The following is a 14,904-nucleotide window of genomic DNA, read 5'->3' on the forward strand; positions in this document are numbered from 1 at the left end:
CTCAGCGCTTGCCCAACTGCACCTGAAGCTGCTCCAGTAACGGCGCCTGCGTGCTCGGCAAAGGCAGCTGCGCGGTGTAGCCCTGGAAGCTGCTGAACCGCGCCTGGTAATCCAGCTCGATCTGGAAGCGGTTGTCCCAGCCGGGAGAGTCCTCCGGCATCAGCTGATCGCAATCATGCAGGGCCTGGGGCGTCGCGCAGGGCTTGTAGGCCTGCGGGTAGACCTGACGCTTCCACAGCACCCAGGGCGACAGCGACAACCCGGCGAGGCTGTTGCGCCGCAGGTCCAGTTCCAGCAGCTGCAGCAGGCCGTTACCACCCAGGTACTGGTGCTGGTAGTCGACCATCACCATGTCCACGCTGTGCCCCAGGTCGTTGAGCATCCGCGTGTGCGCCGCGCCATCGGCATGGGCGTTCAGGGTGAGGAATACCTGGTCGTTACGGCGAATCAGCCGGTCCCATAGCAGTGCGCCGCTGGCGTTGTCTTCGCGGGACAGTTCCGCCACGCCTCCGGCGCTACGCCGCAGGATGCTGTGCGAGGCGAGAATCACCGGCACATGGGGATGCTCGTCGATGACGCTCTGCGCCCACGTCAGGGTGGCCTCGGAAGGGCTCCAGTCCAGCGCCAGCAGCAGGAACGACTGGCCGTAGCGCTGGAACAGGTGCACCTGGCTCAGGCCCTTGGGGTCGCTGCCGACGTAGGTACTCTGCCAGGCGGCGCGCTCGGGGCCGAAGTGATCCGCGAAGCGGTCGAGGAAGGAGCGACGGTCATCCGTGCTGGCCTCTTCGTGTACGTCACGTTCGCCCGTGGCGATGCTATAGGGCACGCCGCGCTCCTCCAGCGTGCGCATGGCGCCGCTGGCGGTCTGCCACTGGGTGGCGACACCGGCGTTTTCCACCACGTCGCCCAGGTGCACCACCAGCGGGACCTGCAGTACCTCGGCGTACTTGGCCAGCCAGAAAGTCTGCGCGAAGAACGCCAGCGCCGGCTGGTACGGCAGGTCGGGGAAGCGCTGTTCGCTGCGGAACAGGTGACGCTTGCGGTGATTGTTCTCCGCGTAGAACTGGGTATCGGGCAACAAGGGCAGCACGAAGCTGCCGCCGCCGGAGGCGATCTCCAGCGCTGGCAAGGGGTGCTGGCGGAAGAACGCCTGGTCCCGCTCGACCACATCCTGGGTATCGGAATCGCCGCAGCCGCCCAGCAACAGGCAGCCGGCAAGCAAGGGTGTCAGTGCTTTCATCACGGCTTGGAGCCCACTCCGGGAAGGCGCAGCAGGCGGAAGGTTTCCTTGTCGAAACTGCCTTCGAACAACAGCTGGGAGGCCGCCGGCTGGGTGGCGGCTACGCGCTCGGCATCGCGCGCCTGGATCATCAGGTAGAACGGGCCGCCCTGCGCCGCCAACTGCTCAGGGCGGTCGAGGAACAGCGGCTTCAGGTCGCGGTCGAGGTTGACCATCAGCTTGATCGCCTGCGCGTCCGGCGCCATGCCATAGAGCACCAGGGGGGCGGGCTGTGCGTCGAGCTGGCGCAGCACCTCGCGGGAAAACGCCTGGCTGTCGTACAGACGGTGCTCCATCGGTTCGAAGACCAGGATGTAGCCGGCCCAAAGCGCGAGCGCGGCGGCCAGCGCCAGTGCTGGCGGATGTCGCCAGCGCAGTGCACCGAAAACCAGCAGCGCGGCGAGCACCACGATGCACGCTGGCAGGCGCCAGCCCAGCGCGGCAAGCTCCTGCGGATAACGCTTCCAGGCCAACCACAAACCCGCCAGCAGCAGGACCGGCAAGGCCAGCCACAGCGCCCGCAGCAAACCGCGCAGCACCTGTGCCAGGCGGCTGCCGGCGACCATGAACGGGTAGCCGGCAATAATGGCGGCCAGTGGCGCCAGCGCGATGATGTAGCGGGCCTTCTTGGCCTGCGGCACCGACAGCCCGACCATGACCACCAGCGCCGCCAGGGCGCAGCCCGCCACCAGGCGGAACGCCGGCTCGCGGCGACGCTGCCAGAGCAGCGCCAGCGCCGGCAGCGCCAACGGGAAGGCCAGCGCGTAGTTGCCCAGGGAGCTGCGGAAGTAATACAGCGCATCGCTGGAGCCGGCGGAGCCGTCCAGACGACCGATCACCTGCATCTGCAGGACGTCCTGGACGAAGGCTTCGCCACCCGCCGAGCGCGCCAGGGCAATCAGCGCGAAGACGCAGAGGATCAGCAACGCCAGCGCGCTCGCCGAGAAGGCGAACAGCGGCTTCCAGCGCCGGTCCAGCAGCAGTTGACTGCACACCATGCCCGCCGGCACCACCAGCCCCAACGGGCCGCGCAGGGCGAAACCGAGCAGCAGCAACGGCAGCAGGCGCAGCAGCAAGCCTGGCACGCCATGGCGCTCGGCATGGAAGGCAACGTAGAAGGCCAGCAGGCCGACGGCCGCCACCATCAGGTCAAGGGACACGGCCCGCGTTTCGCTGACGAAGGTGGCGGTCAGCAGCAGCATCGCCACGCTGACCAGCGCCCAGGAGCGCGAGAACGGAGCCACGAGGCGATACACAACGCCGGTGCAGATCGCCCCGGCCAGGGCGGTGGGCAGCCAGGCGGTGAATTCGGTGACCCGCCCCAGTGGCAGCGAGAGCAGGTAGGTCAGGAAGGTCGAGGTGGCCGGATAGTCCGGATAGGGCGCGCCGTAGGTGGTCGGGAACCAGCCCGGCCCGTGGCGCAGCATTTCGCGCGCGAACAGCACGAAGCGCGAGTCGAAGCCGACGAAGGCATCGCCCTGCACACCGAGCAGGAACAGCATCAGCGCCGCCAGCATCACGCAAAGCGTCTGACGACTCAGGGCGGACTCCGCCTGAACACCGGAAAGTTGAGGGAGTGACGACACGCGCGAGTCTCTCGCAGGTTCCGCGCGGAAAACGTCCGGGCGCCATTAACCTGCACAAGCGCCCGTAGATACCACAGGGGCCGTCAAGAAGATGTCAAAACCGGCCACGGCAGAAGCAAAACGGCCCGCAAAGCTATGCTCGGCGGGCCGTGAATGCTGCGATCGCGAGGATCGGACTAGAAGCGGTAGACCTCGACATCGGTGCGGATCGGCACCACCAACGGGATCTTCGGACCTTCTTCCTTGGGCTTGGCCGCCTGCTCGGTATTGGCCACTGCCGGCTTGCGTGGCGGCGCAGCCTGCTGCTCGGCAACCGCTGCGGCAACCGGACGCACGTCACGAGCCAGTTGCACGGACAGCTTGCGCAGCAGGTCGCCCTGCGCGCGCACCTGGTCCTGCACGCTACCCGAGTGCGCCTCTTCCTCGCGGAAGACACGGCTGTCGCGCAGTTCACCCTTCGGGTCGAGCAGACGCCAGCGTGCCTCCAGCACCGCCGGCTCCTTGGGGCCGGAGTCCAGGCGGCTGATGGTCAGCATGACCTGGACCTGCGGAGTGAAGCCGGGCTTCTCCGGGAACAGCGCCAGGCGGGTGCTGTCCAGCTCGCCCGAGAGCAGGCGCATCAGCTGCTGACTGACGTTGGTCTCGAGACTGCCGGCCCAGCGGGCTTCGGTAGACAGGTTGAGGATTCCGTCAGCCTGGCGCTGGACCATGGTCTCGCGCTTCAGGTAGTCGGCCAGGGATACCGGACCGAGGAGTACAGCGACACCGTTGTCCCGTTCCGGAACCGGAACGGCACCCGCATCCAGCTGGTACAGCTGGGTCGGTCGATTCACCGTACAACCCGCCAGCCCAAGGAGGCTGACGAGGGAAAGATAGGCCAAGGCGCGCAAAGCGCTCATCTGGATCACCGTCATTCGCCGATTTTCGGCGCTACTTCTAACAAAACCAATATGACTTCAGGCAACGCGCCGCGGCGCCGGTTACCCAAAGGGACGTATCATCCCTTAACCGGCGCCTCAGCTCCAGAGGCAGAATGTATCGAGCCGCGTTTCAATCCTGAGACAGCGATTCTACCAGCAAGGCGTCCACTCGCTGGAAACCGCGCGGCAGTTTGTTGCCCCGACGGCCCCTTTCGCCCTTGTAGTGCTCCAGGTCGTCACCCTTGAGCGAGAGCGTGCGCTTGCCGGCCTGCAGCACCAGAGTCGCGCCCGTCGGAAGAACGGCGAGGTCGGTGAGGTACTCCTCGCGGCTGGCCACGCGGTCGCCCGGCACGCTGATGATCTTGTTGCCCTTGCCCTTGGCCAGCTGCGGCAGGTCGGAGACCTTGAACAGCAACAGGCGGCCTTCGGTAGTGACTGCGGCGATCCAGTCCTGTTCCAAGTCATTTACCGGGCGCGGCGCCATGACCTGCGCACCGTTGGGCAGGCTGAGCAGCGCCTTGCCGGCCTTGTTCTTGGCCTGCATGTCCTCGCCCTTGGCGACGAAGCCGTAGCCGGCGTCAGAGGCCAGCACATACAGGGCATTATCCTCCGGCAGCAGCACGCGATCGAAGGAGGCGCCCGGCGGCGGCGTCAGGCGGCCGGTGAGCGGCTCACCCTGGCCACGGGCGGACGGCAGACTGTGGGCCGCCAGCGAGTAGCTGCGCCCCGTGGAGTCAATGAACACCGCGTACTGGTTCGAGCGGCCCGGCGCGGCCACCTTGAAGCCGTCGCCGGCCTTGTAGGAGAGGCCGGTGGCGTCGATGTCGTGGCCCTTGGCGCAACGCACCCAACCTTTCTCGGACAGCACCACGGTCACCGGCTCGGTCGGCATCAGCTCGGTTTCCGACAGGGCGCGGGCTTCGGCGCGGGCGACGATGGGCGAGCGGCGGTCGTCGCCGTAGGTTTCAGCGTCGGCCAGCAGTTCGTCGCGCACCAGTTTGCGCAGCTTGGCGTTGGAACCCAGGATCGCCAGCAGTTTGGCGCGCTCCTTGGCCAGCTCGTCCTGCTCGCCGCGGATCTTCATCTCTTCCAGGCGCGCCAGCTGACGCAGGCGAGTGTCGAGGATGTAGTCGGCCTGCAGCTCGGAGAGCTCGAAGCGCTGCATCAGGACTGGCTTGGGCTGGTCCTCGGTGCGGATGATGTGGATGACTTCGTCGAGGTTGAGGAAGGCGACCAGCAAACCTTCCAACAGGTGCAGGCGCTTCTCGACCTTGTCCAGGCGGAACTGCAGGCGGCGGCGCACGGTGTCGGTGCGGTAGGTCAGCCACTCGCTCAGCACCTGGCGCAGGTCCTTGACCTGGGGTTTGCCGTCCAGGCCGATGACGTTCATGTTCACCCGGTACGAGCTTTCCAGGTCGGTGGTGGCGAACAGGTGGGTCATCAGCTCTTCGGCATCCACGCGGTTGGAGCGCGGAATGATGACGATGCGGGTCGGGTTCTCGTGGTCCGACTCGTCGCGCAGGTCAGCCACCATCGGCAGCTTCTTGGCCTGCATCTGCCCTGCGATCTGTTCCAGCACCTTGGCCCCGGAGACCTGGTGCGGCAGCGCGGTAACGACAATATCGCCGTCCTCGACGCGGTATACGGCGCGCATGCGCACCGAGCCACGGCCGGTTTCGTAGATCTTCTGCAGGTCGGCGCGCGGGGTGATGATTTCCGCTTCGGTGGGGAAATCCGGGCCCTGCACGTGCTCCATCAGGTCGACGATGGTCGCTTGCGGCTCATCCAGCAGGCGGATGCAGGCAGCGGCCACTTCGCGCAGGTTGTGCGGAGGAATGTCGGTGGCCATGCCCACGGCGATGCCGGTGGTGCCGTTGAGCAGCAGGTTCGGCAGGCGCGCCGGCAGCACGGCCGGCTCGTCCAGGGTGCCGTCGAAGTTCGGCACCCAGTCCGCGGTGCCCTGGCCCAGCTCGGACAGCAGGGTCTCGGCGTAGCGCGACAGGCGGGCCTCGGTGTAACGCATGGCGGCGAAGGACTTGGGATCGTCCGGCGCCCCCCAGTTGCCCTGACCGTCCACCAGCGGGTAGCGGTAGGAGAACGGCTGCGCCATCAGCACCATGGCTTCGTAGCACGCCGAGTCGCCGTGGGGGTGGTATTTACCCAGCACGTCACCGACGGTACGCGCCGACTTCTTGTGCTTGGAGTCGGCGTCCAGGCCCAGTTCGCTCATGGCGTAGACGATACGCCGCTGTACGGGCTTGAGACCGTCGCCGATGTGCGGCAGGGCGCGGTCCATGATCACGTACATGGAGTAGTTCAGGTAAGCCTGTTCGGTGAAGTCGGCCAGTGACCGGCGCTCCACGCCCTCCAGACTCAGATCGAGGGTTTCGCTCATGCGTGCCTCACGGTGTAGATCGCTGGCGCAGCACCAGGGTGCCGTCCTGCTGGGTGAAATCGAGTTGTCTGAGTGCGCTCATGCCGAGCAGCACCTCGTCGCCTTCCATGCCCGGCGCAATCAGCGCCGGCACATTGGTCAGGCGGATGTCGCCAAGCTGCAGGCTGGGCAGGCGCGTGCGCCAGCCCTGACTGCGGCCGTTGGCGGTGTCCAGGGTCACCGGCAGGCCACGCGGCAGGCCGAGGCGATCGGCCAGGCGCTGCGGCAGGGCCACCTGGGTGGCGCCGGTGTCGAGCATGAAGGTCACCGTCTCGCTGCCGATCCTGCCGTCCACCACATAGTGGCCGGCGCGATTGCCGATCAGCCGCACTTCCACGTAACCGTCGCCGCGGGTCGACTGCGGCTGCGGGTTGGGGTTGTGCTGACGGGTTTCCCAGGCACCGAAATAGCGGGTGGCCAGCAGGATGCCCGCGCCCCAGGCGAGGAACATCATGATCTTGCCGATCCGCTTGCCCGGCACCGCGTCGTTCATTTGCCACCAAGCCAGCCGCCGGCCGGCGCCGCGAAGCGCAGCACGTAGGGGCGACTGTCACCGTCGGCGCGGGCGTGCTCGCCGTTGTCCAGGCCGATCCAGGCACCCTGGTCGTCGAGGATCAGCGCTTCGGCCACGCCGTAAGGCAGGTCGTAGCGCCGTTCCGGGGCAAGCGCACCGGCGGCGAAGGACCAGCAAAGCTCCTGCGCGCCGGTCTTGGCATCGCGGCGGCAGATCTGGTGCGCCAGGCGTTCCAGGGTGAACAGCTTGTCCTTGTACAGCGCGAGATCGGAGAAATCGATCGGCAGCGCGCGCTCGGCGCCCAGCTCCGGCGGCGGCAGCGCGGTGCCGCCTTCGCTGAGCATCACGCAGTTGCCATCGCACTTCCAGGTGCCGTTCTCGTTATGCACCTTGAGCAGGCCGCGGCGCTGGCGCTCGGCTGCCAGCCACAGCTGCTTGCCGTCGGCGCTGATGGCGATGCCTTCGTAGAGCGCATTGAATTCCATCAGCAGGCCACTGGCGCGGGCCTGACGCAGCAGGTTCTGCGGCAACGGCAGCCAGCTCGGCTCGCCAACGGCGGGCAGCAGCAGGACGGCGGCATAGCCCTCGCTGACCACATAACGGTTGCCCGCCTGGTCGCAGCTGATGCCTTCGAAGTCCATGGCGCCGCCGCGCAGCAGGCCGCCGATGCTGACCCGCGCGCGGGTGCCCCAGGACAGGCCGCTTTCCGGCGTGCCCGGCACCACGAAGGGTTCGGCGCTGGCCTGCCAGGCCTTGCCCGGCGTCTCGTCGATCAGCAGGCGATAGATGCGGTCGTCGTCGCGGTCGGACACCGTCCACATCTCGTTGCCGCACAGCGCGAGCCCGGAGAGGTTGCCGCTGGGCATGCCTTCCACCGGGTGTTCCGCGACGAACTGCAGCGACGCCGGCGCCATGGGCGTGGCGAGCGGCGCGGCAGCCTTGGGAGCCTGGGCGGCGACGGCAAGGCCGGCGCAAAGCCCAAGCGAAGCCAACAGCCAGCGCATCAGGCGATGTCCGCCAGGTTGCCCTTGGTTTCCAGCCAGGACTTGCGGTCGCCGGCGCGTTTCTTGGCCAGCAGCATGTCCATCATTTCCACGGTGCCCTCGGTGTCTTCCAGGGTCAGCTGGACCAGGCGACGGGTGTTCGGATCCATGGTGGTTTCGCGCAGCTGCGGCGGGTTCATCTCGCCCAGGCCCTTGAATCGGGTGACCTGCGGCTTGCCACGGCGCTTCTCGGCGGCCAGGCGGTCGAGGATGCCGTCGCGCTCGGCTTCGTCGAGGGCGTAGAAGACTTCCTTGCCCAGGTCGATACGGAACAGCGGCGGCATGGCGACGTAGACGTGGCCGGCTTCCACCAACGGGCGGAAGTGACGGACGAACAGTGCGCACAGCAGGGTGGCGATGTGCAGGCCGTCGGAGTCGGCGTCGGCGAGGATACAGATCTTGCCGTAGCGCAGCTGGCTCAGGTCGGCCGCACCCGGATCGACGCCGATGGCCACGGCGATGTCGTGGACTTCCTGGCTGGCGAGCACTTCGCCGCCGTCCACTTCCCAGGTGTTCAGGATCTTCCCGCGCAGCGGCATGATCGCCTGGAATTCCTTGTCCCGCGCCTGCTTGGCCGAACCGCCGGCGGAGTCACCTTCCACCAGGAACAGCTCGGAACGCATCGGGTCCTGCCCCGCGCAGTCAGCCAGTTTGCCGGGCAGTGCCGGGCCCTGGGTGATCTTCTTGCGCTCGACCTTCTTGCCCGCCTTGAGGCGGCGGCCGGCGTTGCTGATGGCCAGTTCGGCCAGCTGTAGGCCCAGCTCGGGGTGGGCATTGAGCCACAGGCTGAAGGCATCCTTGACCACACCGGAGACGAACGCGGCGGCCTCGCGGGAGGACAGGCGCTCCTTGGTCTGGCCGGAGAACTGCGGCTCCTGCATCTTCATCGAGAGGACGAAGGCGATGCGCTCCCAGACGTCTTCCGGGGCCAACTTCACGCCGCGAGGCAGCAGGTTGCGGAATTCGCAGAACTCGCGCATCGCATCCAGCAGGCCCTGGCGCAGGCCGTTGACGTGGGTGCCGCCCTGGGCGGTGGGAATCAGGTTGACGTAGCTTTCCTGCAGCGATTCGCCGCCCTCGGGCAGCCACAGCAGGGCCCAGTCCACCGCCTCCTTGTTGCCGGCCAGCGAGCCGCAGAACGGCTCGTCGGGCAGGCGCAGGTTCTCGGAGACCGAGTCGACCAGGTAGGAACGAAGACCGTCCTCGTAGTGCCACTCGATGCGCTCGCCGGTGGACTTGTCCTCGAAGCTGACCAGCAGGCCTGGGCACAGCACGGCCTTGGCCTTGAGCACGTGCTTGAGGCGGCTGACGGAGAACTTGTGCGAATCGAAGTACTTGGCGTCCGGCCAGAAGTGCACGCTGGTGCCGGTGTTGCGCTTGCCGACGGTGCCGACGACCTCGAGGTCGCTGGACTTGAAGCCGTCGGCGAAGGTCATGCGGTATTCGTTGCCGTCACGCTTGACCCGCACCTCGACCAGGGTCGACAGCGCGTTCACCACCGAGATGCCCACGCCGTGAAGGCCGCCGGAGAACTGGTAGTTCTTGTTGGAGAACTTGCCGCCGGCGTGCAGCTTGGTGAGGATCAGCTCGACGCCGGGCACGCCCTCTTCAGGGTGGATATCCACCGGCATGCCGCGGCCGTCGTCGATCACTTCCAGCGAGTTGTCCTCGTGGAGGATCACCTGCACGCTCTTGGCGTGGCCGGCGAGGGCTTCGTCGACGCTGTTGTCGATGACTTCCTGGGCCAGGTGGTTGGGCCGCGAGGTGTCGGTGTACATGCCCGGGCGCTTGCGCACCGGGTCGAGGCCGGAGAGAACCTCGATGGCGTCTGCGTTATAGGCGTTCTGCTGGGCCATGGGGTTCCTGCTTAATCAGTCGAAGAGGTGATGGCTTCAAAGTCGGAAAAATCCACGTCGCGCCACTGGCTGGACGGCACACCGGCAAAGGCCAGGAGCGCCGGCAGATGGCTGACGAAGCGCTGGAAGCCGTGGTCGCCGCCGGACTCGATGCGCAACGCGCCGGCCCGGTAGTAGCGCTCGGCGGCGCGGTAGTCGAGGGTTTCGTCGGCGGTCTGCAGCCACACCTGGTAGCGCGAGCCTTCGATGGGCGCGGGGACTTCCAGTTCCGCCAGCGCGGCAACGTGATCGAGGGTCAGTTCCCAGGTCTCGCCGCTGTAGTAGTTGGTCTGCGGGCCGAGCTGGCCGTCGAACAGCCGGTGCGGTGCCACCGCCGGGTTGATCAGCACGGCCTTCAGACCATGGCGTTCGGCCAGGTACGTCGAGTAATAGCCACCCAGGGAGCTGCCGATCAGCAGCGGCTGGCCCAGTTCGGCGACGGCGGCTTCCAGTTGCGCCAAAGCCTTACGCGGATGGTGATGCAACGCGGGCACGCGCAGTTGCTCGGCCAGGCCCAGGCGCCCCATGGCAGCCGTGAACTGGCGCGCCTTCTGCGAGCCGGGCGAACTGTTGAAGCCGTGGATATAGAGGAATGCGGTCATGGGCCGGGAGGCTACAAGCTGCAAGTGGCATGCCGCAAGTGGGTCAGCGTCGCAAGGCGTTCCAAGCGTGACCGATCAATAGCCCTTGATGCTGTAGTCGACTTCGAATGCGATGTCGGTCACCCGCGAAACGCCAGTCTCTACCTGACCATCGGGCAGCAGGCGCAGCCAGCGATAGCCCGGCGCCGGGCTGTCGACGCAGAAGTCCTCGCTACCGGGAGTGAACTGCACGCAGGTCGACGGCGAGGCCAGCAGGCGCACGTCGCCGCGCATGCGATCGATCTCCTGATGCACGTGCCCCCAGAGCAGGCAGCGCACGTTCGGGTGACGGTCGATGACGGCAAACAGCCGTTCCGGGTTGTAGATACCGATGCGGTCCATCCACTGGCTGCCGATGGACACCGGATGGTGATGGAAGCTGATCAGCAGGTGCTTGTCCGGCGCGGCCTGGATGGCGCGCTCCAGCAGCTGGATCTGCTCGACGGTCATCTGCCCCGGCACCGCGCCGGGAATGGTGGAGTCCAGCAGGATCACCCGCCAGGCGCCCAGGTCGATCACCGGGTCGAGCAGGTCGGTACCGGCGGCGGCTTCGCGCATCGGCTCCATTTCGTCGTGATTGCCGGGGAACCAGCGGGTCGCTGCGTCGATCGGCGCGGTGATGGCGCGGAATCGCTGGTAGGACTCGACCGAGCCATCCTGGGAGAGATCACCCGTGGCCAGCACCAGGTCGATCACCGGTTGCTCCTCGCCCACCAGGCGGACGACCTGCGTCAGGCTGTCGGCGGTATCCATGCCCAGCAGCCGGCCATTTTCCTGCGCGAACAGATGGCTGTCGGAAAGCTGGACGACCAGGACGGAATCGGAAGCGGTGGGCTGGGTGGGCAAAACGCCTTCTCCTGTGAGGCGGGCGTGCGGGAATTCGTGACGAAGTATGGTGACAGGCGCCCCCCTGAGCAAACCGGGAAAGCGTCACAGATCACAGTTAGGGACACGAGTGGGCGATGGGCGGGCAGGATATCACGCGCAGCCATATCACATGGCCATCATCGAGACTTCAGCGTTGCAGCACTGGCTCCAGCTCGTGGCCGCAGGACAGGCAGTGGCTCAGCCATTCGCCGAGGAACTGGTTGAGCTGGTTCTTCTCGTCCGGCTGGTGCATCGCCTGGTTCGGGTAGGGGTAGATCGCCAGCAGGCGGCGCGCCTGCTCGGCGCCGACCACTTCGGCCATGCGTGCATCGTGGTACACCCGCACTTCCAGCTTGGGCGCCGGCAGCCAGGGCAGGCCCAGCTCCTGGCGCACCTGCAGCACGGTGGTGTAGGGGCAGGCTTCGATCACGTCCAGCGCCAGCACGCCAAGCAGACGCTCGCCTTCGCTGAGCGCCACGCGACGCGAAACCTGGGCCTCGCGCATTTCCGGCAACAGGCGCATCAGGCGCAAGTAGTTCGCCTCGCAGGTCGCCTGCAGACCCGCCAGGTCGACGCGATAGCGCTCGCGCAACAGATTCACACCCATAACCCCCTTACCTCGGCGCGATTGAGCGCCAGCCATTGCAGGGCGAGCATGCTCGCCGCGTTGTTGATGCGGCCGTCACGTACGGCCTGCAGTGCTTCCTCGAACGGCATGACATGGACGCGGATGTCCTCGCCCTCCTCCTCCAGCCCGTGGATGCCCGAGGCATTGCTGCTGTCGCAGCGGCCGACGAACAGGTGCACCAATTCGTTGCTACCACCGGGCGACGGCAGGTACTGGGCGATCGGCCAGAGCGCGCCGAGAGTCAGGCCGGCCTCTTCCACCGCTTCGCGGCGGGCGACCTCCTCGGGCTCCTCGTCCTTGTCGATCAGCCCGGCCACCAGTTCCATCAGCCAGGGATTGACCCCGGCGTCCATGGCGCCGACGCGGAACTGCTCGATCAGCACCACTTCATCGCGCTGCGGATCGTAGGGCAGCACGCACACGGCATCGTGGCGCACGAACAACTCGCGCTTGAGCACCGGGCCCATGCCGCCGGCGAACTGGCGGTGCCGCAGGTGCAGGCGGTCGACCTTGTAGAAGCCCTTGAAGCACTGCTCGCGCTTCTGGATCTCGATGTCCTGGGGGCCTGGCTTGAACGTTTCCGACATCCCGTTCCTACTCCCGTTCCTACTGACAGTACGTTGAACTTCGCGCCATCCTATCGCGCCGCCGGGGCAGGCGCAGCCTCTTTCGCGGGCGGCCGGACGACCAGATTGGCTGTGACCGCCGCACGCAGCCGGGGTTCGCAAAGTGGTTCATAATCAACCGCCGAACCGGCAGCGCCGATGGCGGTCGAACCACTCCATTGCCGGCGAACGTCCACGACAAGGAATCCCATGCGACTTCTGAAACTAGCAGCCCTGTGCGGCATCAGCCTGTTATTGGGGGCATGCCAGGGTCTGTTCAAGCCCGCGCTCGACGAACCGCTGGCCGCGCAGCACACCGCGTTCGAACATCCCCAACCCGGTTGCCAGGGCGAGCAGTGCCCGCTGTTCAACCTCGATACCCTCAGCTTCGACGACGAGCCGGCGCTCAACGAGGCGATCAACACGCAACTGCTGCAACTGGCCCGCGAAGGCGACGGCGCGGCGCCCGCCAGCCTGGACGTCTACGAGAAGCGCTTCCTCGATTCGGCCCAGCCCGGCTGGAGTTCCTACCTTCAAGCGAAGATCCGCGAACAGCATGACGGTCTGGTGATCATCGAGCTGTCCAGCTATCGCTTCACCGGCGGCGAGTACGGCCAGCCCGGCCGCGCATTCATCAATTATGATCGACGCATCCACAAGGTGCTCACCCTCCAGGACATTCTTCTGCCCGGCCAGGAGGACAACTTCTGGAAGGTGGCGCGCATGGCGCACCAGGCGTGGATCCTGCAGAACAAGCTGGACGAGCAGGACCCGAACTTCTCGAAGGACTGGCCGTTCCAGCCGACCGAGCACTTCGCCCTGACCTTCGGCGCGATGACGCTCAAGTACGACATCGACCGCATCGCCCCGCATTCGGTCGGGCACCCGGAGCTGAAGATTCCGTATCCGCGCCTGAATGGCATCGTGAAGACCTACTACTTCCCGGGGCGCGGGGCGCAGTAAGTCTCGATCTGACTAGCCAGAGAGCCATCGCAGATTCGTCCGCGATTCACCGGCTGCTCAGGAGCGTTCCCGGTCGCGTGCATGGCCCGCTCCTACAGTTGGCCGTGGAGCAATGGCTCAGCTTTTGTAGGAGCGGGCCATGCCCGCGAACAGCATCACGCCGAAGCCGGAACCCTGGCGCCAACGCGCCCCAGCAGCAGCTGCAACACCCCGGCCACCACCAGCGCCGGCAAGGTCGCGCTCAGGTCCGGCTGGTAGTTCGCCAGCAGGTGATACACCACCACGCCACCGCCCCAGGCAACCAGCGAACCCCAGCGCAGGCCGTGGGGAATCGCGGCCGGCGCGCGGCGGCGCAGGACGAAGTGGTCGATCAGCACTACGCCGAACAGCGGGGCGAACACCGAGCCGATCAGCAGCAGGAAGTTCTGGTACTGCGCAAGCGGCGCGAACCAGGCGATCAGGGTGCAGATCACGCCGATGGTCAGGGCCAGCAGCTCGACCTTGAGCGGCAACAGGATACCGCTGGAAACCGCCGCCGAGTGGATGTCGGCGAAGGCCTTCTCCGATTCATCCAGCAGGATCAGCAGCAGCGGGATGCCCATGCCGGCGCCGGCCAGCGCCAGCAGCAGCGCATTGGCGTCGCTGCCCTGGGCGAACGCCAGGGTATAGGCCACACCCAGCCCCATCAGCCAGAAGCAGCCGATGAAGAAGCCCAGCGCGGCGCCGGCGAAGGTCTGCCCGGCGCGCTTGCCGAAGCGCGAGTAGTCGGCGATCAGCGGTAGCCACGACAGCGGCATGGCGATGGCGATGTCGAAGCCCACGGCGAAGGACAGCGAGCCGTCGCCGGCCTTGGTCCAGAGGGCGGCCAGGTCGGCGCGCTGGAACAGGTCGAAGGTCAGCCAGATGCACGCGGCGAGTAACAGCCAGATGCCCCAGCGGCGCAGCACCTTGCGCACGAAGGCGAGCGGGCCGGCCACTGCCAGCAGGGTCGCCAGGGCGCCGAATACCAGGGTCCAGAGCGCCGGACTGGTCCACAGGCTGCCTTCGCCGAAGGCACGGGTCGCCAACAGGCTGGCGGCATCGCGCATGACGATGATCTCGAAGGCGCCCCAACCGATCAGCTGCATCAGGTTCAGCAGCGCCGGCAGCGCGGCGCCGTGGCTGCCCAGGCTGAGCTTGAGCGAGGCCATGGCGGACAGGCCGGTGTCGGTGCCGATCACCCCGGCGCTGGCCAGCAGCAGCACGCCGACCAGGGTGCCGAGCAGGATTGCACCGAGCGCGCCGGCCAGGCCCAGGCCCGGCGCCAGCAGGGCGCCGGTCTGCAGCACCATCAGGCCGATGCCCAGGGAGAACCAGAGGGAGAACAGGTCGCGCAGGCCGAGCACGCGCTGGGTGCTGCCCACGGCGGAGGTCGGTGAATAGTCGATGGCGGTAGTGGTCACGATGCGTGCAGGGCTCAGTGGTTGGAGTGGGTCTTGTTCTTGGGATGGAGCGAAAACGCCCGGCTCCGCGAAGAGCCGGGCGCGGGT

Annotated in this window: 13 protein-coding genes; 1 reads left to right on the forward strand and 12 read right to left on the reverse strand. The window is 66.9% G+C overall.

What is annotated here, in order from left to right; all coding sequences use genetic code 11:
- Position 1: 1 nt before the first annotated feature.
- From IB275_RS27590 to IB275_RS27640, 11 genes are all read right to left on the reverse strand, one after another.
- The gene (locus tag IB275_RS27590) at positions 2-1,240 is read right to left on the reverse strand and encodes a metallophosphoesterase family protein (RefSeq protein ID WP_192293011.1); all 1,239 of its coding nucleotides are present in this window, start codon (positions 1,238-1,240) and stop codon (positions 2-4) included.
- On the reverse strand, positions 1,240-2,796 hold the full coding sequence (locus IB275_RS27595; RefSeq protein ID WP_192293645.1) for an ArnT family glycosyltransferase: 1,557 nt from the start codon (positions 2,794-2,796) through the stop codon (positions 1,240-1,242). Before IB275_RS27595 ends, IB275_RS27590 begins: the two co-directional genes overlap by 1 nt.
- A gap of 245 nt (positions 2,797-3,041) precedes the next feature.
- Positions 3,042-3,764 (reverse strand): PqiC family protein, encoded by a 723-nt coding sequence (locus IB275_RS27600; RefSeq protein WP_081515787.1) that lies wholly within the window; start codon positions 3,762-3,764, stop codon positions 3,042-3,044.
- 151 nt (positions 3,765-3,915) lie between these two features.
- Positions 3,916-6,180, reverse strand: coding sequence for a DNA topoisomerase IV subunit A (parC, locus tag IB275_RS27605; RefSeq protein WP_192293013.1), 2,265 nt, complete (start codon positions 6,178-6,180; stop codon positions 3,916-3,918).
- A gap of 7 nt (positions 6,181-6,187) precedes the next feature.
- A complete protein-coding gene (locus IB275_RS27610; RefSeq protein ID WP_192293015.1) occupies positions 6,188-6,712 on the reverse strand; it encodes a retropepsin-like aspartic protease family protein in 525 nt (174 codons plus the stop codon).
- Complete coding sequence (locus tag IB275_RS27615; protein WP_192293017.1) at positions 6,709-7,737, reverse strand: esterase-like activity of phytase family protein; 1,029 nt, start codon at positions 7,735-7,737, stop codon at positions 6,709-6,711. The genes IB275_RS27610 and IB275_RS27615 overlap by 4 nt, the downstream gene beginning before the upstream one ends.
- The gene (gene parE, locus IB275_RS27620) at positions 7,737-9,632 is read right to left on the reverse strand and encodes a DNA topoisomerase IV subunit B (RefSeq protein ID WP_081515508.1); all 1,896 of its coding nucleotides are present in this window, start codon (positions 9,630-9,632) and stop codon (positions 7,737-7,739) included. The genes IB275_RS27615 and parE overlap by 1 nt, the downstream gene beginning before the upstream one ends.
- A gap of 11 nt (positions 9,633-9,643) precedes the next feature.
- A complete protein-coding gene (locus IB275_RS27625; RefSeq protein ID WP_192293019.1) occupies positions 9,644-10,273 on the reverse strand; it encodes a YqiA/YcfP family alpha/beta fold hydrolase in 630 nt (209 codons plus the stop codon).
- A 75-nt stretch (positions 10,274-10,348) separates the two neighbouring features.
- The gene (gene cpdA, locus IB275_RS27630) at positions 10,349-11,158 is read right to left on the reverse strand and encodes a 3',5'-cyclic-AMP phosphodiesterase (RefSeq protein ID WP_192293021.1); all 810 of its coding nucleotides are present in this window, start codon (positions 11,156-11,158) and stop codon (positions 10,349-10,351) included.
- A 169-nt stretch (positions 11,159-11,327) separates the two neighbouring features.
- A complete protein-coding gene (locus tag IB275_RS27635) occupies positions 11,328-11,786 on the reverse strand; it encodes a DUF1249 domain-containing protein (RefSeq protein WP_045216166.1) in 459 nt (152 codons plus the stop codon).
- Positions 11,777-12,394 (reverse strand): NUDIX domain-containing protein, encoded by a 618-nt coding sequence (locus tag IB275_RS27640; protein WP_017520423.1) that lies wholly within the window; start codon positions 12,392-12,394, stop codon positions 11,777-11,779. Before IB275_RS27640 ends, IB275_RS27635 begins: the two co-directional genes overlap by 10 nt.
- A 228-nt stretch (positions 12,395-12,622) precedes the next feature.
- Here IB275_RS27640 and IB275_RS27645 point away from each other — a divergent pair, with 228 nt between their 5' ends.
- On the forward strand, positions 12,623-13,375 hold the full coding sequence (locus IB275_RS27645; RefSeq protein ID WP_192293023.1) for an RsiV family protein: 753 nt from the start codon (positions 12,623-12,625) through the stop codon (positions 13,373-13,375).
- Positions 13,376-13,530: 155 nt separating this feature from the next.
- On the opposite strand, the gene cytX is transcribed toward IB275_RS27645, so the two are convergent.
- Positions 13,531-14,817: a putative hydroxymethylpyrimidine transporter CytX gene (gene cytX, locus IB275_RS27650; protein WP_192293025.1), complete on the reverse strand. Its 1,287-nt coding sequence runs from the start codon at positions 14,815-14,817 to the stop codon at positions 13,531-13,533.
- Between the last annotated feature and the right edge of the window lie 87 nt (positions 14,818-14,904).

Origin of the sequence: Pseudomonas sp. PDM21 (genome assembly GCF_014852505.2) — a bacterium.
In the GTDB taxonomy this organism is placed as follows: domain Bacteria; phylum Pseudomonadota; class Gammaproteobacteria; order Pseudomonadales; family Pseudomonadaceae; genus Pseudomonas.